Consider the following 20109-nt stretch of genomic DNA (forward strand, 5'->3'; position numbering starts at 1 on the left):
GAGACGCGGATGGCGGGGTCAGTCGGTCTGGGCGGGTGCAAGATATTCTGCGTCGGCCACATGTTCCATCCAGGTGACGGGCGTGCCGTTCAGGCTTTCCTGAATGGCGATGTGGCTCATGGCCTCGTGCGGTGTCGCGCCGTGCCAGTGCTTGTGCTCGGCGGGACACCACAGGATGTCGCCGGCGTGAAACTCCAGCTTTGGCCCGCCTTCGATCTGGGTCCAGCCCACGCCCTCGGTGACGATCAGGGTCTGGCCCAGCGGGTGGGTGTGCCAGGCCGTGCGTGCGCCGGGCTCGAACCGCACCAGGGCGCCGCTGACACGGGACGGCGCCTCGCGCTGGAACTGTCCGGTGATCGTGACGCGGCCGGTGAAGTAGTCGGCCGGTCCCTCGACCGTCTGCATGTCGGCCTTGCGGGTGATGTCCATGACGGGAAGGCCTTCCTGGGCGAGGACGGGTGGGGCGGCCACGGCGAATGCGGCGGCCAGGGCGGTGAGGGTGCGGCGGCTCATGACGACAATGCGCGACCGAAGAATTCGACCAGTCGATCGAACGGGATCACATCCATTCGGTCATAGAGATCGACGTGGCTGGCGCCGGGAATGATCATCAGTTCCTTGGGTTCGGCCGCCGCCGCATAGGCGGCCTCGCTGAAGTAGCGCGAATGGGCTTTCTCTCCGTGGATCAGCAACATCGGGCGCGGCGAGATCTCATGAATGTAGGTCAGTAGCGGCATGTTCATGAAGGACAGCGGGGTGGTCTGCGTCCAGGCATTGCCGGAGTTGACGGCGCGGGGATGGTAGCCGCGCGGCGTCATGTAGTAGTCGGCGTAGTCGACCATGAACTGCGGTTCGCCGCCTTGCAGCACATTATAGGGCGGCTGGTAGGCCGGGGTTCCAGCCGCTGCGTCTTCCCAGCGTTGGCGGCTCAACTGCTCCAGAGTCTGCGTGCGCTGTTCCGGCGTGACGCTGTCGTTGTAGCCCTTCGACATGACGCGGGTCATGTCATACATGGTCACAGCCACGACGGCTTTGACGCGCTTGTCCACGGCGGCGGCGTTCAGCGCCATGCCGCCCCAGCCGCAGATGCCGATCATGCCGATCCGCTCACGATCCACGGAAGGATGCAGGCCGAGGAAGTCGACCGCCGCGCTGAAGTCCTCGGTGTTGATGTCGGGCGAGGCGACGTTGCGCGGTTCGCCGCCGCTTTCGCCGGTGAAGGAGGGGTCGAAGGCCAAGGCCGCAAAGCCGCGCTCGGCCATGGTCTGGGCGTAGAGGCCCGAGGACTGCTCCTTCACCGCGCCAAACGGCCCGCTGACGACGAGCGCGGCCAGGGGACGGTCCGTGCGATCCTTGGGCAGATAGAGATCGCCGGCCAGGGTGAGGCCGTAGCGGTTCTTGAACGTGACCTTCTGATGGTCGACGTTCGGACTTTTCGGGAAGGTCTTGTCCCAGTCGTCGGTCATGGTCAGGGTGTCCTTGGTCCGGGCCTTGGCGGGATTGGCGATCCCGGCGGTCAGGGCGACGGCGCCCACGCCGGTCAGCTTCACCAGATCGCGACGGGCCGGATGGCGGGTGTCAGAGCGGGTCATGGTCATCTCCTCGTTTGTGTCGATCATTGGGGCTTCAGAAGCTTCTGGCCGTTGCCGACCAGGACGATGGCTGCGCCGGCCAGAACCACGCTGCCGATGAAGGTCGCCTGGATCAAAAAGCCGTCCAGCAGCCAGCCGCCGACTACGGCGCCCAGCAGGATGGAGGCCTGAATCGCCGCGACCATCAGACTGCCGGCGGCCTCTGGCGCGTCATCGACGTTCTGTGACATCCAGGTCATCCAGATCACCGACATGGCGGTGTTCATCGCGCCCCACAGCATCAGCAACAGACCCGCCGCGACCGGCGATGCGCCGAGGGCCAGAAGGCCCAGGGTGCAGGCGCCCATCACCAGGGCGGGCAGTTTCAGCAGCCGGGCCACGTCGCCTCTGACGAAACGCCCGGAGGCCCAGGTGCCGACGAAGCCCGCGCAACCCAGGGCCAGCAGCAGGAGCGACAGCAGGGTCACGTCCACGCCCGTCACCCGCTCCAGGAAGGGGCGCAGGTAGGTGAACATGGTGAAGGCCGAACCCCAGGACAGCATGGAGGCGATCAGACCCATCAGGAAATAGGGGCGCTTCAGCAGGCTGAACATGGCTCCGAAGGCCTGCTGCTGGCGGGCGGGCAGGGAGGGCAGGGCCACGACGTGCCAGATCAGGTTCAGCGCCACGATGGGCGTCAGCGCCCAGAAGACCTCGCGCCAGCCCAGCAGGCCGCCGAGGTAGCTGCCGGCGGGGGCAGCGAAGGCCGCCGCGATGGCCTGACCGCCGAACATCAGGGCCAGGGCGCGCGGCACTTCGTCCTTGGGAACGAGGCGCATGATGACGGCGGTCGCCAGGGCCCAGAAGCCGCCGACGCAGACGCCCAGCATGGCGCGGCCGATCATCAGCACGGCGAAGCTCGGCGCCGCCGCGACCAGGACCAGGGACAGCAGCATCAGGGCGGTCATGGCGACCAGGACCCATTTGCGGTTCAATCGTCCGGCCGAGGTCGTGACCAGCAGGCTGGCCCCGATGGCGAACAGGCCGCTGATCGAGATGGCCTGGCCCGTCTGGCCCTCAGTTGCGCCCAGGCCATGAGCCATCGGCGTCAGCAGGCTGACCGGCATGAACTCCGAGGCGATCAGCAGGGCCACGCACAGGGTCATGGACAGGACGGCGCCCCAGGCGGCGACGGGTTCGACATTCGTGTCGGCGGAGAGGGTGGCTTGGGTCATGGCCGGCGTTTTAGCGGCGGCGAGACAAAGCGATTAGGCGGCTCAATTGGCATGAACTAATCGACCAGATCGAATAATCTGGCGCTCCACGACGGGAGAGCGCCATGGAGCGGACCGACTTCAACCAACTGACCTGGTTCCAGGCGGTGGCCGAGGAGCGCAGCTTCACCAAGGCGGCGGCGCGACTGGGCGTGGCGCAGTCGACGCTCAGTCACGCCATCAAGCAGTTGGAGGCCCGCATGGGCATCCGCCTGCTGACCCGGACCACGCGCAACGTGGCCACCACGGTCGCGGGCGAGCGTCTGTTGCAGACCATTGGCCCGCGCATGACCGAGATCGAGGAAGAGATCGCCGCCCTGACGGCCTTTCGCGACACGCCGTCAGGCTCGATCCGGCTGACCCTGTCCGATCACGCCCTGGACACGGTGGTCTGGCCCAAGCTGAAGCCGGTGCTGGCCGCCTATCCCGATATCAGCGTCGAACTGCTGCTGGACAACACCTTCCGCAACATCGTCGAGGAGGGCTACGACGCCGGCGTCCGCCTCGGCGAAAGCGTCGAGAAGGACATGATCGCCGTCCGCATCGGGCCGGACTGGCGGCTGGTCGCCGTGGCCTCGCCCGACTACCTGGCGGCGCACGGACGGCCGCGGCACCCCCAGGATCTGGTGCGCCATCGCTGCATCAATACGCGCCAGGAAACCTCGGGCGGCCTCTACGCCTGGGAGTTCGAGAAGGACGGCAAGGAACTGCGGGTCAGGGTGAACGGCCAACTGACCTTCAACAACTCCTACGCCATGGTCGATGCGGCGGTCAGCGGCTTCGGCATCGCCTATGTGCCGGACAGCATGGTGGCGACGGCCGTCGCCTCGGGCGCGCTGGAGGTGGTCCTGGACGACTGGTCGCCGCCCTTCGAAGGCTATTTTCTCTACTACCCCAGTCGCCGCCAGAACCTGTTGGCCTTCCAGATCATCGTCGATGCCCTGCGGCATAGACGGGAATGATCCGGTGCTCCGGCGGCGGGCGCGCCCCCTCTCGCTAGACGCGTCCCTTGACCGGCAGGAGCGCACCGGTCACCGCCGAGGCGGCGTCGCTGGCCAGGAACAGCATCACCGTCGCCAGTTCCGCCGGCTGGACCCAGGTCGAGAAATCGGCGTCGGCCATGTCCGCGCGGTTGGCGGGGGTGTCGATGATGGAGGGCAGGACGGCGTTGACGGTCAGGGCGGTGGACTTGGTTTCCTCGGCCAGGGCTTCGGTCAGCTTGTGCACGCCGGCCTTGGACGCGGCATAGGCGCCAATGCCCGCGCCGGCCTGAAGCGCGCCCAGGGCGCCGACGTTGACGATGCGTCCGGCGTTCGACTTGGACAGATGGGGCAGGGCGGCGCGACAGGCGTTGAGCACGGTCACGAGATTCATCCGGTGCATCCGGTCCCAGCTTTCCAGCGGGCCCTCGGTCGTCTGCCAGACAAAGCCGCCGACGGCGTTGATCAGGCTGTCGATGCGGCCGAAACGCTGAACCACAGTCTCCACGGCGGCAAGGGCGGCGTCCGGGGCGGTCAGGTCGACGCCGCCGAGGCCCAGCCAGTCGTCGCCATCCGCACGCTCAACCGGGCCGAAGTCGATGGCGGCCACGGCGTCGCCGCGCGCCAGGGCGGCGTCCGCGACGGCCCGTCCGAGCACGCCCGAGGCGCCGGTGATGACTGTGACGCGCTGGCTCATTGGGGGCTCTCGTTCGATCGGTTGCTCAGCTTCGGGCGCGGCCATGCCGGGGTCAAGGCTCCGGGCGGCCGATCATTGAGGCGAGGCTGGTCATATCCAAACACGCCGCGCTGTGGCTAAACCGTGTATCTTGGCGTCCAGGATCAAGGCGGAGGCGGAATGAGCGAAGCAGGCGAGCGGCGTCAGGGTATTCAGTCCGTGGGCATCGGCCTACGCGTGCTGGAGGTGCTGGCGGCGCAGAACGGGGCGGCGGCGCTGGGCGCGATCGCCCAGGCGTCGGACCTGTCAGCGTCGCAGGCGCACCGCTATCTGGCCAGTCTGATCGCCGCCGGGATGGCGCGTCAGGATACGGCGACGGGGCGCTATGAGCTGGGTTCGGGCGCGCTGCGTCTGGGGCTGGCGGCTCTGTCGCGGATGGACAGTTTCCGCGAGGCGGCCATCGCCCTGACCGACTATGTCGCCGAGACGGGACGCACGGTGCAGATGGGCGCCCTGGGGCCGACCGGGCCGATCGTTGTGCGCTGGATCATGGGCACGCCCGCCATCTCGACCTCGCTGATGGTCGGCTCGCCCCTGCCGTTGCTCAGTTCGGCCACGGGGCATGTGTTTCTGGCCTTCCGGCCAGAGGCGGCGACGCGGCAGATGGTCGAGCGCGAGACCCAGCCGCAGTTTCAGCCGGTCGATGTCGAGGGTCTGCGCGCGCGGGTGCGGCGCGACGGCTATTCGGCCATCCGGGGTGATCTGATCCCCGGCCTGCGGGCGACCGCCGTGCCGATCTTCGACCTGCAGGGGGAGGCGGTCTTCACCGCCACCGTCCTGGCCACCGACGTGTTCAAGCCGCAATACGACGATCAGGCGCGCCAACGCCTGATTGAGGTCTGCGATCAGATCACGCTGGCGACGGGCGGGGTACGCCCGGCCTGACGGATCAGGCGGCGGCCTTGCGCAGATCGGTCGCCGGATCGGACGCCGTTTCCTCGACCAGCACCTTGCCCATCAGGCGGCGCGCCGTGGCGAAGTCGCGCGGCTGATCCAGACAGACGGCGCCGACCAGGACGCCGTCCCGCAGATAGAGACGCACCGCCTCGCCGCGCGACACGACCGCGTCGCCCGCTGCCGGATCACCGAGGATTTGCAGATTGTGGCCGCACTGGGCGGTCCAGAACCAGGGCGTCGGCTCGACTTCGGCGGGCTGGCCCAGAATGGCGAGGGCGGCGGCGCGGGCCGAGGTCTGGGCGTGGGCCCAGGTCTCCATGCGGGCGGCGGCGCCGTCGCGGACGCGGGCGGCCAGATCACCGACAACGAAGACGCGGTCATCGGCGGGGGAGCGGTAGTCGTCGCCGACCAGAACCCCGCCCGCCACCGGCAGGCCCGCCGCCTCGGCCATCTCGGTCGAGGGGATGATGCCGATGCCGACGACGATCAGGTCGGCCTCGGTGGTCGAGCCGTCGTCCAGCCGCGCCCGAACGGAGCCATCAGCGGCGTCTTCCAGCGATTGCAATGACCGGCCCAGCTTCACATCGATCCCGATGCGGGCGTGGGCGTCGGCCAGCCACTCGGCGGCCTCGGCCGGGACGTTGCGGCCCAGCAGGCGCTCGCCCGCTTCGATCACTGTGGCGGTCAGGCCCAGACCGCGCAGGGTCGAGGCCGCCTCCAACCCGATCACGCCGCCGCCGATCACCAGGGCGCGGGCGCCCGGCGTCGCCGAGGCCGCGATGGCGCGGGCGTCGTCGGCGGTGCGCAGATAGCGGACGGCGGGATGGTCGGGCAGGGGCAGGCGACGCACGCGGCCGCCCATGGCCAGGACCAGTGTGTCAAAGGCTTCGGCCGATCCGTCGGCCAGTCGAATCTCGCCCTTGTCGCGGTCGATGGCGACCGCTTCGGCGCCCAGTTTCAGGGTCACGTCCAACTCGGCCCAGCGTTCCGCGGGCGCGAGCCAGACCGGATCGGCCTCGGCGCCGGACAGATAGTCCTTGGACAGGCTTGGACGTTCGTAGGGGGGGTGCGCCTCGTCTCCGACAACTAGGATAGACCCCGAAAAACCCAGCTCACGCAAGGCGATAGCCGTCGCGCCGCCAGCGTGTCCAGCCCCCAGGATGAGGATGCGTTCAGCCATTTGTGATCTCCATTTGCCGTTGCACTAGATGCAACGCATTTGACATAGATCAAAAACCACGACACCAATGCGGTCAACGGCGACATGAGATCGCTGCTTCGAATTCTTTGTCCGGGAGCTTTCAGTGAACATCCCCGTACGCCCGCCGGAGGGCGAGAACAGCCGCGCGTGGCCGGCCGACGTCGACGCCGCCGTGCCCTACTGGGTCTATACGGACCCCGCGATCTACGCCGAGGAACTGCAGAAGATCTGGTACGGACCCCACTGGCTCTATGTCGGTCTGGAGTGCGAGCTGGCCGAGGTCGGCGACTGGAAGACGACGACCCTGGGCGAGAAGCCCTGCGTCATGGTCCGCTCGGGCGAGAACGAAATCTCGGTCGTCGAGAACCGCTGCGCCCACAAGGGCGTCAAGTTCTGCCAGACCCGCACCGGCCACTCCAAGGAGCTGATCTGCCCCTATCACCAGTGGTCATACGCCCTGAACGGCGATCTGCAGGGCGTGCCCTTCCGTCGCGGCGTCAAGCGCCAGGGGGGGATGCCGTCAGACTTCGATCCCAAGGATCACAGCCTGAACAAGCTGCGCGTCGAGGTGGTCAACGGCGTGGTCTGGGCGACCTTCTCGGACGAGACGCCGCCCTTCCGCGAATACCTCGGCGAGAAGTTCTGGAAGCACTACACCCGCGTCTATGACGGCCGGAAGCTGGAGGTTCTGGGCTACAACCGTCAGCACATTCCGGCCAACTGGAAGCAGATGCAGGAGAACATCAAGGACCCCTATCACGCGGGTCTGCTGCACGTGTTCTTCGCCACCTTCGGCCTGTTCCGCGCCGACCAGAAGTCCGCCGTCGATATCGACGACGAGGGCCGCCACGGCATCCTGATCTCGCGCAAGGGCGAGCAGGAAAAGACCGAGGCCATGGCCGACATCCGCAACTTCCAGGGCGATCTGGTGCTGGAAGACCCCCGCGTCATGGACGTGGTGCAGGAGTTCCCGGGCGAAGAGACCGTCGGGATGATCACCATCTTCCCCAGCGTGATCCTGCAACAGCAGGTCAACAGCCTGACCACGCGCCAGATCGTGCCCAAGGGGCCGGGCGGGTTCGACTTCCACTGGACCCACTGGTGCTATGCCGACGACACGCCGGAGATGCGCCTGCGCCGCACGCGTCAGGCCAATCTGTTCGGTCCGGCCGGCTTTGTCTCGGCTGACGACGGCGAGGTTCTGGAAATGACCCAGCAGGGCGCCGCCGGTTCGCCTGACGAGCACTTCATCCTGCAGATGGGTGGCCGCGAGATCGCGCCGACCGATCACCAGGTCACCGAGACCGCCGTGCGCGGGATGTATCGCTACTGGCGCAAGGTCATGGGCCTGTGAGCATGACCCGGACCATCGCCCGCGACGAGATCCGCGATCTCTATGACGCCTATTACGGGACGCTCGACGACGTCGATCTGCATGCCTGGCCCGACTTCTTCGCCGAGGACTGCCTCTATCGGGTGATCCCGCGCGAGAACTACGAGGCGGGTTATACGCTCAGCACCATGCAGGCCGAGAGCAGGGGCATGCTGAAGGATCGGGTGACCGGCCTGACGCGCACCCAGATGTATGCGCCGCGCTACTATCGCCGCTTCCCGACCGCGCCGCGCGTCGTGGCTCAGGACGAGACGGGCGTTCGTGTCCGCCACAACCTGCTGGTGGTGCAGACCCTGGTCGACAAGCAGTCGGACATCATCCTGTCCGCCGTCTGCCACGACCGCATCGTCCGTGACGGCGACCGGCTGCGCTTTGTCGAACGCGTCGTCGTCTTCGATTCCGAAATGATCCCCAACAGTCTGGTGTACCCCGCATGACCGAAGCCGCGACCCTGTCGTGGGTGGCGACTTTGCCGCCCTCGGCCCTTGAAGAACACGGCGTGGCCAAGGCCAGCGCCAATGGCCTGAGCGTCGCCCTCTATGTCGTGGACGGCGAGTATTTCGCCACCGCCGACCTGTGCACCCACGGTCAGGCCAGCCTGTCCGACGGCTTTCTGGACGGCGAGCTGATCGAATGCCCCCTGCATCAGGGCACCTTCAACGTGAAGACCGGAGCGCCGGTCGACGCGCCTTGCTCGGTCGCCGTGCGCAGCTTCCCGGTCAAGCTTCAGGACGGCCTGCTGCACGTCGGCATGGAGGGCTGAGATGAGCGAGGTCCTTTCCAACGACCAGCAGTCCCAGCTGAACGCCCTCTATGAGCAGATGGAGCCGGAAGGCCTCTATCCGCTGTGGGAGAAACTGTCGGCCCTGGTCCTGCCCCAGCCGGATTCCCCGGCCAAGGTGCACAAGTGGTCCTATGACAACGCCCGCGAATACCTGATGCGCGCCGGCGATCTGATCAGCGCCAAACAGGCCGAGCGCCGCGTGCTGATCCTGGAAAACCCCGGCCTGCCGGGCCATTCGGGCATCACGCCCAGCCTCTACGCCGGCCTGCAATTGATCCTGCCGGGCGAAATCGCACCGGCCCACCGCCATGCCCAGTGCGCCCTGCGCTTCGTCATGGAGGGCGGCGGCGCCTATACCTCGGTGGACGGTGAGAAGGCGGTGATGCAGCCCTTCGACCTGGTGCTGACGCCGGGCGGCCAGTGGCACGACCACGGCAACCCGACCGACACGCCGATGATCTGGCTGGACGGTCTGGACATCCCCACCGTCCGCCACTTCGACGCCAGCTTCGCCGAGGGCTATTCGGAAGACCAGTTCCCCGAACAGGCCCCGGCCGGCGACAGCCTGAACCGCTATGGCCGCAACATGCGTCCGCTGAAGGGCCACACGGCGGACCGGCGCCCGGCGCATCAGCCGCTGTTCCACTACCCCTACGCCGAGTGGCGTCCGGCGCTCGACGCCATGGCCGAGAGCGGCGCCGAGATCGACCCGCATCTGGGCCACGCGCTGGAGTTCATGAACCCGATCAACGGCGGGCCGATCATGGCCACCATTTCGGCCCATGTCCGCCTGCTGCCGGAAGGCTTTGAATCCAAACCGCGCCGCTCGACCGACGGCACCATCTTCGTGGTGGTCGAGGGGACCGGCGAGGCGGTGATTGAAGGCGAGACCATCGCCCTGAAGCCGCGCGATATCGTCGTCGTGCCGTCGTGGAAATCGGTCGCCTTCAAGGCGGCCAGCCGACTGGTTCTGTTCGGATACTCCGACAAGGCCTGTCAGGAAAAACTGAACCTCTACAAGGAAGAGAACGCATGAGCCTGCTGTTCCAACCGCAAGCGCCCGTGCTTGCCCCGACCAACACCGGGGACGAATTCCCGGTCCGCCGCATCTTCTGCGTCGGCCGCAACTACGCCGCCCACGCCCGCGAGATGGGCCGCGACCCGGACCGCGAGCCGCCCTTCTTCTTCACCGCCTGGGCCGAGACCGTGGTTCTGGACGGGACGACCATCGCCTATCCATCCAGGACCGAGAACTTCCACTACGAGGCCGAACTGGTCGTCGCCATCGGCAAGGGCGGCCGCGACATCGCCGTCGAAGACGCGCTGGACCACGTCTGGGGCTACGCCACCGGCCTGGACATGACGCGCCGCGATCTGCAGCTGGAAGCCCGCGCGCAAGGCCGTCCGTGGGACACCGGCAAGAACGTCGAGCAGTCGTCGCCGCTGGGCCTGATCCACAAGGCGGGCGAGGGCTTTGATCCCGAGAACGGCAAGATCGAGCTGACCGTCAATGGCGACGTCAAGCAGTCGGCGGACCTGGCTGACCTGATCTGGCCGGTGGCGGACATCGTCGCCTACCTGTCGGGTCTGTGGGAGATCCAGCCCGGCGACCTGATCTACACCGGCACCCCGGCCGGCGTCGGCGCGGTGGTCGAAGGCGACGCCATGACCGTGACCATCGACGGCCTGACCCCGCTCAACATCAAGGTCGGCCCGCCCGCCGCCTGATCCCTTTTCACACGCATCATCAACACACGGAGAGGCGCGCGGCAGACGCGCCCTCCGCAGGAGGACGACACATATGGCAGCCATGGGCGAAGGAGGCGGAAACGCCGTCATCGACCGGGCCAAATTCGGCCCGCTACAGTTCGGCGTCACGGCGCTGTGCTTCATCATCGCCATGCTCGACGGCTTCGACACCCAGTCGATCGCCTTCGTCGCGCCCAAGATCGCCGAGGACTGGGGTCTGGCCCCGTCGGCGTTCGGTCCGATCTTCGCCATCGGCCTTCTGGGCCTGACGGTCGGCGCCTTCACCCTGAGCCCGGCGGCGGACAAGTTCGGCCGCAAGACCATCATCCTGATCTCGACCTTCATCTTCGGCCTGTTCGCCCTGCTGACGGCCTTCTCGACCTCGATGAACGAGCTGCTGATCTATCGCTTCATCACAGGCGTCGGTCTGGGCGCCGCCATGCCCAACATCATCGCCCTGACCAGCGAATACGGCCCGGCCCGTCTGCGCGCGACCCTGGTGACGGTCATGTTCTGCGGCTTCCCGCTGGGCTCGACCATCGGCGGTCTGGTCTCGACCTGGCTGATCGCCACCTGGGATTGGCATTCGGTCTTCGTCGTCGGCGGCGTCCTGCCGCTGCTGCTGCTGCCGGTGCTCTATTTCATGCTGCCGGAATCGGTGCGCTTCCTGGTCGCCAAGGGCGCGCCGGAGCACAAGATCGCCCCTATCGTGAAGAAGATCGACGCCAATGCCTCGGTCAGCGAGTTCATCGCCGGCCTGAAGCACGAGCAGACCTCGGCGGCCAAGGGTTTCTCGGTCTTCCAGCTGTTCCGTGAAGGCCGCACGCCGGTGACCCTGCTGCTGTGGGTCGCCTTCTTCATGAACCTGCTGGTCATGTACTTCCTGGTGAACTGGCTGCCGACCCTGCTGAAGGGCGCCGGTCTGCCGCTCAGCATGGCCATCCTGTCGACCGCCACCCTGAACATGGGCGGCGTCGTCGGCGCCATCGTCCTGGGCCGGATGATCGACAAGATCAGCCCCTATGTCGTCCTGGGTTCGGCCTACGCCGCCTCGGCCGCCTTCATCGCCCTGCTGGCCTTCGGCGGCACCAATCTGACGGTCCTGCTGGTCGGCGCGGCCCTGTCCGGCTTCGGCGTCGTCGGCGCCCAGATCGGCTGCAACGCCCTGACGGCGGCGGTCTATCCGACCGCCATCCGCGCCACGGGCGTGGGCTGGGCCCTGGGTGTCGGCCGCATCGGCGCCATCGTCGGCCCGCTGGTCGGCGGCGTGCTGTTGGCCGCCGGATGGAGCCCGCAGAACCTGATCCTGCTCGCTGTCATCCCCGCCGTGATCGCCTCGATCGCGGTCTTCACCCTCGGCGGCGTGCGCCGTCGCGCCGGAGTCTGACCCCATGATCCTGCACGGTTATTTCCGCTCCACGGCCTCCTGGCGGGTTCGTATCGCCCTGGGTCTCAAGGGACTGGAGGCCGTGCAGGTCATCCACCACCTGCGCAAGGGCGAGCAGCGGGCGCCGGAGTATCTGGCGCTCAACCCGCAGGGCCTGTTGCCGTCCTTCGTCACCGACGACGGCGCGGTTCTGACCCAGTCGCTGGCCATCATCGAATACCTCGACGAGACCTCGCCCGAGCCGTCGCTGCTGCCCGCCGACCCGGTGGGACGCGCCAAGGTTCGGGCTGTGGCTCAGGCCGTCGCCTGCGACATCCACCCGGTGCAGAACCTCAAGGTGCTGCAACGCCTGCGCGACCTCGGACTGTCGGAGGAACAGGTTCAGGCCTGGGCCGCGACGGTCATCGAGGAGGGCCTCGACGCGGTCGACAAGCTGCTGGCCGACCAGCCGGGTCCCTTCGCTTTCGGCGACGCCCCAAGCCTGGCCGACCTCTGCATCGTGCCGCAGCTGGGCAACGCCCGCCGCTTTGGCGTCGAGGTGCGCTGGCCGCGCCTGCTGGCCATTGAAGCGGCCTGTCTCGAACTGCCCGCCTTCCAGAACGCCGTCCCGGGCCGACAGCCCGACGCCGAATAATTATCCCAATCGAACCGAGCGCGGAGCCAACCGCGCCCTTTCCCGGAGGAAATCCATGAGTATCGCTGCTGCGGCCGCCGCCGCATTGCTTTCGCACGCTCCCATGCCCGCCGACGTCGAGGCGCCGATCCAGACCGCGCCCGCTGTGGTTCCGGCCGCCGCACCTGCTCCGGCGCCCGCCGCGCCTCCGCCTTTCAAGCTTATCAATCACGACGAGAGCTACGCCTACCTGGCCGACCCGGCCAAGCGCACCTCGACCTGGTCGAAGTTCAAATATGTGCCGGTCGGCGGCGAGGGCGGGCCCGTCTGGGCCAGCTTCGGCGGCGAGCTGCGTTTCCGCGCAGAGCACCGCGACAACGAGCGCTTCGGTCGCGGAGCTCAGGACACCGGTGGCGACTTCCAGACCCGCGCCCGCCTGTGGGGCGAACTGAACCTCGGCTCGTCCCTGCGCGCCTTCGTCGATGTGCAGGACGCCCGCACCTCGGGTCTCGCCAGCGGCGAGCCGGTGATCGAGGAAAACCGCACCGACCTGCATCAGGCCTTCCTTGAGGCGAAGACTGGCGTGGGCGGCGGCACGTTGCGCGTCCGCGCGGGCCGTCAGGAGTTCGGCCAGGGCGGGTTCCGCCTGTTCGACATGCGCGAGGGCGCCAATGCCCGCGTGGCTCTGGACATGGTCCGGGTCCTGTATGACAGCCCGACCGGCTGGAGCGGCGGCGCCTTCGCCGGCTACGCCCTGCGCGAAGGCAAGGCCTCGTGGGACGACGCCACCAACTTCGACTACCGCCTCTACGGCGCGACCGCAGCCAAGACTCTGGGGCGGGGGGCGACGGCGCCGAAGCTGGAGCTGCTCTACGCCAACACCGACCGTCTGGTCACGCCGTTCGACGGTCAGGTCGCGGGCCGCGACGACCGCGACACCCTGTCGGTGCGCCTGTCGGGCAAGGTCGCGCCCTGGGACTATGAGGTCGAGGCGGTGAAGCAGTGGGGATCGTTCCGCGATCTCGATATCGACGCCTGGTTCTTCTCCGCCGTCGGCGGCCGCACCTTCTCGGGCGTGAAGTGGTCGCCGCGCGTGGCTGTGCGTCTCGACGTGGGCTCGGGTGACAAGGACCCCAACGACGGCAAGCTGAACAGCTTCAACCCCCTGTTCCCGCAACCGGCGGCGCTGCGCACCGATCTGGGCTTCGCCAACATGGTGCTGCTGCAGCCCGAGGTGACGGTGCGCCCGACGCCGAAACTGACCCTGGGCGCCAACACCGCCGGCCTGTGGCGTCAGAGCAAGGACGACGGCCTCTACGCCCTGTCCGGCATGGTGCTGCGCGGCGCCAATGAGGGCCAGTCGTCTTACGTCGGATGGCGCACGGGCGTCTTCGCCCGCTACGCCCTGACGCCCTATGTCTCCCTGATGGGGGTGGCGAACTACACCAGGGCCGGCGACTTCCTGAAGGAAACCGGCACGGCCGAGGACCAGTCCTACCTCGGAACCTTCCTGACCTTCCGCTTCTAAGCGGTAAACGTCGTCCGGGACTGCGCCGTCCGACGCAGTCCCGGACGACCTCTGCTCAGTAGGTGTAGGTCAGGTCCACGCCCCACATCCGCGGCTCGGTCAGGCCCACGAAGGGCGTGCCCAGCGTCGTGGCGGTGATGTTGTTGACCCCGGTCACATATTGATTGTCGAACAGGTTGTTGACGTAGACCCCAACCTGATAGCGCGCGTTGGCATTGCGCCAGTAGAGGCGGACGTCGGTTCGATTCTGGGCCTCGGACGGGTCGAACCAGGGGGTCTGAAGGCATGAGCCCTGGCCGGTCGAGGTGGTGTTGCAGCGACCTTCGCCGCGATAGGCGTGGATCACCTGCATGTCGAGCGAGCCTGCGGCGCCCAAGTCGTGGCGATAGGAAGCGCCCGCCGACGCCGACCACAGGGGCTCGCCCGTGGGCTGCCCGGCCAGGTCGCCGTCGTCGGTCATCTTCCGGTTGTAGGTCGCGTCGATGTACTGGGCGTTGGCGAACAGGTTCAGCCCGTCCAGGGGCTCCACATCCAGTTGCATGTCGACACCCCAGGCCGTGTCGTCGCTGGTCTCGACCAGGTATTGCGGCACGCTGGAGCCCGTCGGGACGACCAGCCGGATCGACTGCTTGCCGTCATAGTCGTACTGGAAGGCCGAGATGTTGAGGCGGGCCTTGGCGCCGAGGTCGCTCTTCAGCCCGATCTCGAAATTCTGGACGTCTTCGTTGTCGAAGCGCGAGGCGACCTCGACGCTGTTGAAGCCGCCGGCCTTGTAGCCCTTGGCGTAGGAGAAGAAGACCATCGCGCTGTCGGTCAGGTGGTAGTCGGCGACGAAGCGCGGGCTGACGTCCGACCATGAATCCGACAGCTTGCAGGTCACGCCTTCCTGGACCGTGACGCCGTTTTCGCACGGCACGCCGGCCAGGGCGGACAGGTCGAAGACATAGTCGGCGTGCAGATAGCCGAGGGCCGGACCCATGTTGTCGCTGAGCACGAAGTTGATCGTCGGATCGTTGAGCACGGCGTCTAGTTCGGGCGCGACCCGGCGACCGTTCAGCCACTGGAACGATTTCTTGTCGTGGGTGTAGCGAAGACCGAACGTCAGGTTCAGCCGGTCGGTAGCGGTCCAGATCACGTCGGCGAAGACGGCGGTCGCGTCGAAGTCGCCCTCATTGATCATGTCTTCCTGCCAGCTATGCCCCAGGGTGCTGGCGGGAATGCCCGCCATGCCCAGGATCATGTCGGCCAGCGAGAACAGCGGGGCGCCGGCCGCATTGGTCAGGATGGTGTTGATGGTGTCGGTGGTGGCGTAGGTGTCGCTGCGCTGTTCGGCGTGTTCCGAATAATAGCTGGCGCCGGCGATCCAGTTGAAGGCGCCGCTTTCACCGGCGAGGCGGAATTCCTGATACCAGGAGCGGTTTTTTTCCCGGTTGTTGGTGTCGAAATACAGGTCCGGGCGGTTTGTGCCGTCCTCGTCCTCGCGGTTCTCGGTGGTGAAACGCCGGACCGAGGTCAGGGAGGTGAAATCAATATCGCCAAAGGCGTGGGTGATGGTCAGAACGCCCTCGTCGAGGCGGCGCGTCTCGTGGTTGTCGATGACGTCGTTGAGGACGTGCTGGTCGAACGGGTTGGTGTAGTCCGCAGGATCGGGCGGGAAGGCGGGCAGGCCCGGCGTCGCCGGGATGGGTGCGACGCCGATCGCCGGGCGGGCGTCCTGATCGATTTCATCGTGCGACCAGCTCAGGATCGCCTGGGTCCGGGGCGTGACGTCCCAGCGCAGCGCGGCGCGCGCCGCCCAGTTGTTTTCACGGTCATAGTCCTCTCCGGTGGCGCTATCGATCAGCCAGCCGTCGCGACGGTTCGACAGGGCGTTGACCCTCAGGGCCAGGACGTCATTGATCGGGACGTTGATCAGGCCCTCGAGGCGTTGCTTGTCGTATTCGCCTAGGCGCAGGCCCAGCTTCGCCTCGAAGTCGTCACTCGGCTTGTTGGTCGTGATGGAGACAGCGCCCGCTGCGCTGTTGCGGCCGAACAGGGTGCCCTGCGGCCCCTTCAAGACCTCGACCCGCGCCACGTCGCTGAAGGCCAGCAGGGCCGCGCCCGACCGGGCCGCATAGACGCCATCGACATAGACGCCGACGGCCGGGTCGGTGCCGACGCCGAAGTCCGAGGTCGCGACGCCGCGAATGCTGTAGCGGGCCTGGGTCGGGCTGGTGTTCGAGACCGACAGACCGGGCACGAAGGCGGCCATGTCGCCCATGTCGTCGGCCGCCAGGGCCTCCAGCGTCTTGGCGGAGATGACGTTGACCGTGATCGGCACCTCCTGAAGGCTCTGTTCGCGCCTTTGCGCGGTCACGATGACGTCGTCGAGGGATGTCGCGCCCTGCGCCGTCGCGTCCTGCGCCCAGGTCAGCCCCGGCACAGCCAGAGCGGCAGCGGCCACGCCGGCGGCCAGCATCGCCCTGCGGCGGAATTCCATCTTGGTCATAGTGGCCCTCCCAAACCCCTGTTCCCTCGACATACGAAACAGAATAATATTCCGTTTGACAAGGGGCTGTGCGCCTATGCGCCCTTGCAGGGGCGTCAGGTCGTGTTAGACGGCCTATGGAACCCGATGAGAGGACAACCCAGTGGCCCCGCGCACGCCGCAAGAGACCACCACCACGCTGGCCCGGACTTTGGAGCGGCGCACGGCGCCGATGCAGCAACGCGCGCGCGACCGGATCGACAGCGTTCTGGCGGCGACCGAACGCCTTCTGGCCACCACCTCCGTCGACACCATCACCACCAGCACGATCGCCGCCGAGGCCGATGTGCCGGTCAGCTCGATCTATCGCTATTTCCCGAACGTCTTCGCCATCTACAAGGAGCTGTTCGAGACCCTGGTGTCGCAGATCCACGGCCGCATCGCCGAGATTCTGGAGAGCCCGCAATACACATCGTGGCGCGAGCGCCATCTGGAGGTGATGCTGGTCCTGCGAAAGACCTTGAACGAGGACCCGGCCTATCGGCCGTTGTTCCACCTGATGCTGACGACGCGTGAGCTGCGGATCGTCAAGGAACACGCCAATGCGCAGATCGCGGCCTATCTGGCGGCGCGCTGGGAGAAGGGGCTCGACGGCTTTCACGGCAGCGCGCCTCTGGCGGTCGCGCGCATGGCCACTGAAATCTTCACCTCGTTTGAAACCTTGACCAGTGGCGAGGCTCAGTCGGAATGGACCGACAGCCTGTTCGCCGAGGCCACGCTGGCGCTGGAGCGCTACCTCTCGCTCTATTTGGAAGACTGAGAGTTCATTCCATTCGTCATTCTCGGGCTTGTCCCGAGAATCCATAAACACGACGCTTGAAAGCAAGGCTCGCCGGGCGCCGGGTCACGCTTGAGTCTCTGGATCCTCGGGACAAGCCCGGGGATGACGGCCTGGGATCAGGGGCCTGAACGCGGCCTCAGGCCATGCGTCGCAGAAGCGCCAGCTTGCCCTTGGTGAAGGGCGGATAGCGGATGCTGGCGTCCAGGGCGAAGCTGCGCCTCAGCACGGCGCGGCGGTGGCTGAAGGTCTCGAAACTGAACCGTCCGTGATAGGCGCCCATGCCGCTGGCCCCGACGCCGCCGAAGGGCAGGTTGGGGTTGGCCATGAAGACCACGACATCGTTGATCGTCGCCGAACCTGATCGGGTCGAGCCGATGATCCGGTCGGCGGTCGCCTTGTTCCGGGTGAAGGCATAGAGGGCCAGGGCCGGGGATCGGGCGTTGATGGCGGCCAGCGCCTCATCCAGTGTCTCGTAGGGCAGGACCGGCAAGATGGGACCGAAGATCTCTTCGGCCAGCACCGGGGCGTCGGGGGCGACCTCGGTCAGGATGGTCGGCGCCACATAGCAGGCGTCGACATCGGCCCGACCGCCGGTGACGGCGCGACCGTCAGCCAGCAGGGCCTGCAGCCGCGCGGCGTGGCGCGGGTTGATGATGCGTCCGTAGTCCGCGCTCGACTTCGGGTCGGACCCGAACATGACCGTCACTTCGTGCTTCAACGCCTCCAGCAGCCGGGCCTCGACCGAGGCGGCGACATAGACGTGATCCGGCGCCACGCAGATCTGACCGGCGTTGAGGAAACGGCCCCAGACGATGCGCCGGGCCGCCACCGCCAGATCGGCGGTCTCGTCGACGATGCAGGGGTTCTGACCGCCCAGTTCCAGCACGACGGGCGTCAGGTGCTTGGCCGCCGCCGTCATCACGACCCGCCCGACCCGTTCGCCGCCGGTGTAGAAGATCAGGTCGAACCTCTGGGCCAGCAGGGCGGTCGAGACGTCCGCATCGCCCTCGACGACCATAAAGGCGCGCGGGTCCAGGTAACGCTCCACCAGCCGCTTCAGCAGGGCCGACGACTGAGCCGCCATTTCCGAGGGCTTGATGACGGCGCAGTTGCCCGCGGCGATGGCCCCGACCAGCGGCCCCAGCACCAGTTGGAAGGGATAGTTCCACGCCCCGATGATCAGGGTCACGCCGTAGGGCGCGGCCTCGATGAAACTCTTGCCGGGCTGGATGGCCAGCGGCGACGCGGCCCGTTGCGGTCGCGCCCAGCGGCGCAGATGCTTGCGCGCATGGGACGCTTCCTTGCGGGTGAAGTCGATCTCGGCCGTGCAGGCCTCGCCGAACGGCTTGCCCAGGTCGCCCTTCAGGGCCTCGGCGATCTCGGCCTCGTTCTCGACCATCATCTGTTCGAGCGCGGCCAACTGACCCTGACGCCAGGTCAGATCACGCGTCAGGCCGTTGTCGAAGGCGGCGCGCAGGCTCTGGACGACCGCAGCGACATCCTGGCCGGGGCCGGGGGCAGGGGGCGTCTCTACCGACATGAACCCTCCATTGAATCGATCCAGAAGCGGACGAGGGCCACGCCCTCGGCGTGGGCGGTCGAACGACCGATCTCGGGCATCATCACGGCGGGGTTGGTTGACGCCATGCGATAGGGGATGATCGAGGCCTTGGCGTCACCCGGCACGACGTCGAAGCGAAGATTGCCGGTGCCCGGCCCGGCGGCGACCGGCAGCTTGCAGATGCCGGAGGCACGTGAGACCGGCGTGGCGGCGTTCAGATACAGACCCGAGGTGTCGGCAGGTCCCTCGGGGTTGTGGCAATGGCCGCAGTTGACGTCGAGATAGGCTCGCGCCCGCGCTTCGAGCGAGGCGCCTGCGTCGGTCCACGCCACATCCGCCGGCGCCGCCTTGGGATCATTGAGGCCGCGCAGATAGCCCAGGGTGGTCAGGCGGCTCAGTTGGTTCTCCGTCCCGTCCGCATAGGCGAAGTCGCGGTTCAGCAACCTGGGCTTGGGGCCGATGGGCTGGATGACGCGCGTGGCCACATTGGTCGCATGGCAGGCGGAGCACTGGGTCACGTTCGGCACGATGTAAGAGAAGGCCTGATCCTTGCCGTCCTGACGCACCAGCGTCAGCGGGACTACGGCGCCGATGCGGTGCAGGACCGCCTCGGTCTGGGCCTCGTTCCACAGATAGGTCAAGGCGGCCCATCCCTCGGGGCGATGGATCAGCAGTCGGGTCTCGACCATGCGGACCTGTTTCAGCTTCAGCCCTTCGCCGTGGTGGATCAGGGCCTGGTCGGCCTGTTGCATCACCCGACCGCCGCGTCCGGTCTGATAGAAGAAGGTCTTGGTGATGACCGTCCCGACCGGGAAGGACAGTTCGTCATCGCCGGGCTTGTAGTCCGCCGCCGCGCCCGGAGGCATCCAGATCGTCCGCAGCTTCTGCGCATAGTCGGTGAACAGCGGCGTCGTCAGATCATAGGGCGTGACGCGTTGGCCCAGGACCAGGGCGTCGCCCGACACCTGAACCATGCCCCAGTCTTTCAGGAGCTTGGGGTTCTCGGTGGCGAAATAGGTCGGATCGACCAGGGGCTGCGGGGGCGGCGACGGCCGGGTGCAGGCCGCCGCCCCGGCGACCAGCGCCAGGCAAAGGGTGAGCAGACGAAACCGGGTCATGAGGCCGCG

Annotated in this window: 19 protein-coding genes; 11 read left to right on the forward strand and 8 right to left on the reverse strand. The window is 67.2% G+C overall.

Annotation, left to right across the window (positions count from 1 at the left end):
• Positions 1-18: 18 nt before the first annotated feature.
• The 3 genes from ACR9FL_RS06230 to ACR9FL_RS06240 are packed head-to-tail and all read right to left on the reverse strand — an operon-like array spanning position 19 to position 2806.
• Positions 19-513: a (R)-mandelonitrile lyase gene (locus ACR9FL_RS06230; protein WP_436357731.1), complete on the reverse strand. Its 495-nt coding sequence runs from the start codon at positions 511-513 to the stop codon at positions 19-21.
• Positions 510-1592 carry an alpha/beta hydrolase gene (locus tag ACR9FL_RS06235; RefSeq protein ID WP_436357732.1) on the reverse strand — a complete coding sequence of 361 codons (1083 nt, stop codon included), beginning with the start codon at positions 1590-1592 and terminating at the stop codon, positions 510-512. The genes ACR9FL_RS06230 and ACR9FL_RS06235 overlap by 4 nt, the downstream gene beginning before the upstream one ends.
• A gap of 23 nt (positions 1593-1615) precedes the next feature.
• The gene (locus ACR9FL_RS06240; protein WP_436357733.1) at positions 1616-2806 is read right to left on the reverse strand and encodes an MFS transporter; all 1191 of its coding nucleotides are present in this window, start codon (positions 2804-2806) and stop codon (positions 1616-1618) included.
• A 104-nt stretch (positions 2807-2910) separates the two neighbouring features.
• Between ACR9FL_RS06240 and ACR9FL_RS06245 the strand changes: the two genes are divergently transcribed.
• Positions 2911-3807: a LysR family transcriptional regulator gene (locus ACR9FL_RS06245; RefSeq protein WP_436357734.1), complete on the forward strand. Its 897-nt coding sequence runs from the start codon at positions 2911-2913 to the stop codon at positions 3805-3807.
• Between the two features lie 34 nt (positions 3808-3841).
• Here the strand turns inward: ACR9FL_RS06245 and ACR9FL_RS06250 are convergent, their stop codons facing one another.
• Positions 3842-4522: an SDR family NAD(P)-dependent oxidoreductase gene (locus ACR9FL_RS06250; RefSeq protein ID WP_436357735.1), complete on the reverse strand. Its 681-nt coding sequence runs from the start codon at positions 4520-4522 to the stop codon at positions 3842-3844.
• Positions 4523-4681: 159 nt separating this feature from the next.
• On the opposite strand from ACR9FL_RS06250, the gene ACR9FL_RS06255 reads away from it, so the two are divergent.
• Positions 4682-5446 carry an IclR family transcriptional regulator gene (locus tag ACR9FL_RS06255; protein WP_436357736.1) on the forward strand — a complete coding sequence of 255 codons (765 nt, stop codon included), beginning with the start codon at positions 4682-4684 and terminating at the stop codon, positions 5444-5446.
• Positions 5447-5450: 4 nt separating this feature from the next.
• Here ACR9FL_RS06255 and ACR9FL_RS06260 read toward each other — a convergent pair whose 3' ends face one another.
• Positions 5451-6638 carry an NAD(P)/FAD-dependent oxidoreductase gene (locus ACR9FL_RS06260; RefSeq protein ID WP_436357737.1) on the reverse strand — a complete coding sequence of 396 codons (1188 nt, stop codon included), beginning with the start codon at positions 6636-6638 and terminating at the stop codon, positions 5451-5453.
• Between the two features lie 124 nt (positions 6639-6762).
• On the opposite strand from ACR9FL_RS06260, the gene ACR9FL_RS06265 reads away from it, so the two are divergent.
• From ACR9FL_RS06265 to ACR9FL_RS06300, 8 genes are all read left to right on the forward strand, one after another.
• Complete coding sequence (locus ACR9FL_RS06265; protein WP_296171931.1) at positions 6763-8013, forward strand: aromatic ring-hydroxylating dioxygenase subunit alpha; 1251 nt, start codon at positions 6763-6765, stop codon at positions 8011-8013.
• Positions 8014-8015: 2 nt separating this feature from the next.
• Positions 8016-8489 (forward strand): aromatic-ring-hydroxylating dioxygenase subunit beta, encoded by a 474-nt coding sequence (locus ACR9FL_RS06270; protein ID WP_436357738.1) that lies wholly within the window; start codon positions 8016-8018, stop codon positions 8487-8489.
• Positions 8486-8815: a non-heme iron oxygenase ferredoxin subunit gene (locus ACR9FL_RS06275; protein WP_178826366.1), complete on the forward strand. Its 330-nt coding sequence runs from the start codon at positions 8486-8488 to the stop codon at positions 8813-8815. The genes ACR9FL_RS06270 and ACR9FL_RS06275 overlap by 4 nt, the downstream gene beginning before the upstream one ends.
• Position 8816: 1 nt before the next feature.
• A complete protein-coding gene (gtdA, locus tag ACR9FL_RS06280; RefSeq protein ID WP_436357739.1) occupies positions 8817-9872 on the forward strand; it encodes a gentisate 1,2-dioxygenase in 1056 nt (351 codons plus the stop codon).
• The gene (locus tag ACR9FL_RS06285) at positions 9869-10564 is read left to right on the forward strand and encodes a fumarylacetoacetate hydrolase family protein (RefSeq protein ID WP_436357740.1); all 696 of its coding nucleotides are present in this window, start codon (positions 9869-9871) and stop codon (positions 10562-10564) included. The genes gtdA and ACR9FL_RS06285 overlap by 4 nt, the downstream gene beginning before the upstream one ends.
• A gap of 73 nt (positions 10565-10637) precedes the next feature.
• Positions 10638-11972, forward strand: coding sequence for an MFS transporter (locus ACR9FL_RS06290; RefSeq protein ID WP_436357741.1), 1335 nt, complete (start codon positions 10638-10640; stop codon positions 11970-11972).
• A 4-nt stretch (positions 11973-11976) separates the two neighbouring features.
• Positions 11977-12606 carry a maleylacetoacetate isomerase gene (gene maiA, locus ACR9FL_RS06295; RefSeq protein ID WP_436357742.1) on the forward strand — a complete coding sequence of 210 codons (630 nt, stop codon included), beginning with the start codon at positions 11977-11979 and terminating at the stop codon, positions 12604-12606.
• 55 nt (positions 12607-12661) lie between these two features.
• On the forward strand, positions 12662-14113 hold the full coding sequence (locus ACR9FL_RS06300; RefSeq protein ID WP_436357743.1) for an alginate export family protein: 1452 nt from the start codon (positions 12662-12664) through the stop codon (positions 14111-14113).
• A gap of 55 nt (positions 14114-14168) precedes the next feature.
• Here the strand turns inward: ACR9FL_RS06300 and ACR9FL_RS06305 are convergent, their stop codons facing one another.
• Complete coding sequence (locus tag ACR9FL_RS06305; RefSeq protein WP_436357744.1) at positions 14169-16601, reverse strand: TonB-dependent receptor; 2433 nt, start codon at positions 16599-16601, stop codon at positions 14169-14171.
• Positions 16602-16743: 142 nt separating this feature from the next.
• Here ACR9FL_RS06305 and ACR9FL_RS06310 point away from each other — a divergent pair, with 142 nt between their 5' ends.
• Positions 16744-17400 carry a TetR/AcrR family transcriptional regulator gene (locus ACR9FL_RS06310; protein ID WP_436357745.1) on the forward strand — a complete coding sequence of 219 codons (657 nt, stop codon included), beginning with the start codon at positions 16744-16746 and terminating at the stop codon, positions 17398-17400.
• Positions 17401-17557: 157 nt separating this feature from the next.
• Here ACR9FL_RS06310 and ACR9FL_RS06315 read toward each other — a convergent pair whose 3' ends face one another.
• Both ACR9FL_RS06315 and ACR9FL_RS06320 read right to left on the reverse strand, forming a co-directional pair.
• Entirely contained in the window at positions 17558-18961 is a 1404-nt protein-coding gene (locus ACR9FL_RS06315; RefSeq protein WP_436357746.1) for an aldehyde dehydrogenase family protein, read from the reverse strand.
• Positions 18952-20100 carry an SO2930 family diheme c-type cytochrome gene (locus tag ACR9FL_RS06320; protein WP_436357747.1) on the reverse strand — a complete coding sequence of 383 codons (1149 nt, stop codon included), beginning with the start codon at positions 20098-20100 and terminating at the stop codon, positions 18952-18954. Before ACR9FL_RS06320 ends, ACR9FL_RS06315 begins: the two co-directional genes overlap by 10 nt.
• Positions 20101-20109 lie beyond the last annotated feature (9 nt).

Origin of the sequence: Brevundimonas sp. CEF1 (genome assembly GCF_051353055.1) — a bacterium.
GTDB lineage: Bacteria > Pseudomonadota > Alphaproteobacteria > Caulobacterales > Caulobacteraceae > Brevundimonas.

Coding starts and splice junctions, on each gene's coding strand:
- ACR9FL_RS06230 (WP_436357731.1), bottom strand. CDS start 513: ATGAGCCGCCGCACCCTCACCGCCCTGGCCGCCGCATTCGCCGTGGCC.
- ACR9FL_RS06235 (WP_436357732.1), bottom strand. CDS start 1,592: ATGACCCGCTCTGACACCCGCCATCCGGCCCGTCGCGATCTGGTGAAG.
- ACR9FL_RS06240 (WP_436357733.1), bottom strand. CDS start 2,806: ATGACCCAAGCCACCCTCTCCGCCGACACGAATGTCGAACCCGTCGCC.
- ACR9FL_RS06245 (WP_436357734.1), top strand. CDS start 2,911: ATGGAGCGGACCGACTTCAACCAACTGACCTGGTTCCAGGCGGTGGCC.
- ACR9FL_RS06250 (WP_436357735.1), bottom strand. CDS start 4,522: ATGAGCCAGCGCGTCACAGTCATCACCGGCGCCTCGGGCGTGCTCGGA.
- ACR9FL_RS06255 (WP_436357736.1), top strand. CDS start 4,682: ATGAGCGAAGCAGGCGAGCGGCGTCAGGGTATTCAGTCCGTGGGCATC.
- ACR9FL_RS06260 (WP_436357737.1), bottom strand. CDS start 6,638: ATGGCTGAACGCATCCTCATCCTGGGGGCTGGACACGCTGGCGGCGCG.
- ACR9FL_RS06270 (WP_436357738.1), top strand. CDS start 8,016: ATGACCCGGACCATCGCCCGCGACGAGATCCGCGATCTCTATGACGCC.
- ACR9FL_RS06275 (WP_178826366.1), top strand. CDS start 8,486: ATGACCGAAGCCGCGACCCTGTCGTGGGTGGCGACTTTGCCGCCCTCG.
- gtdA (WP_436357739.1), top strand. CDS start 8,817: ATGAGCGAGGTCCTTTCCAACGACCAGCAGTCCCAGCTGAACGCCCTC.
- ACR9FL_RS06285 (WP_436357740.1), top strand. CDS start 9,869: ATGAGCCTGCTGTTCCAACCGCAAGCGCCCGTGCTTGCCCCGACCAAC.
- ACR9FL_RS06290 (WP_436357741.1), top strand. CDS start 10,638: ATGGCAGCCATGGGCGAAGGAGGCGGAAACGCCGTCATCGACCGGGCC.
- maiA (WP_436357742.1), top strand. CDS start 11,977: ATGATCCTGCACGGTTATTTCCGCTCCACGGCCTCCTGGCGGGTTCGT.
- ACR9FL_RS06300 (WP_436357743.1), top strand. CDS start 12,662: ATGAGTATCGCTGCTGCGGCCGCCGCCGCATTGCTTTCGCACGCTCCC.
- ACR9FL_RS06305 (WP_436357744.1), bottom strand. CDS start 16,601: ATGACCAAGATGGAATTCCGCCGCAGGGCGATGCTGGCCGCCGGCGTG.
- ACR9FL_RS06315 (WP_436357746.1), bottom strand. CDS start 18,961: ATGTCGGTAGAGACGCCCCCTGCCCCCGGCCCCGGCCAGGATGTCGCT.
- ACR9FL_RS06320 (WP_436357747.1), bottom strand. CDS start 20,100: ATGACCCGGTTTCGTCTGCTCACCCTTTGCCTGGCGCTGGTCGCCGGG.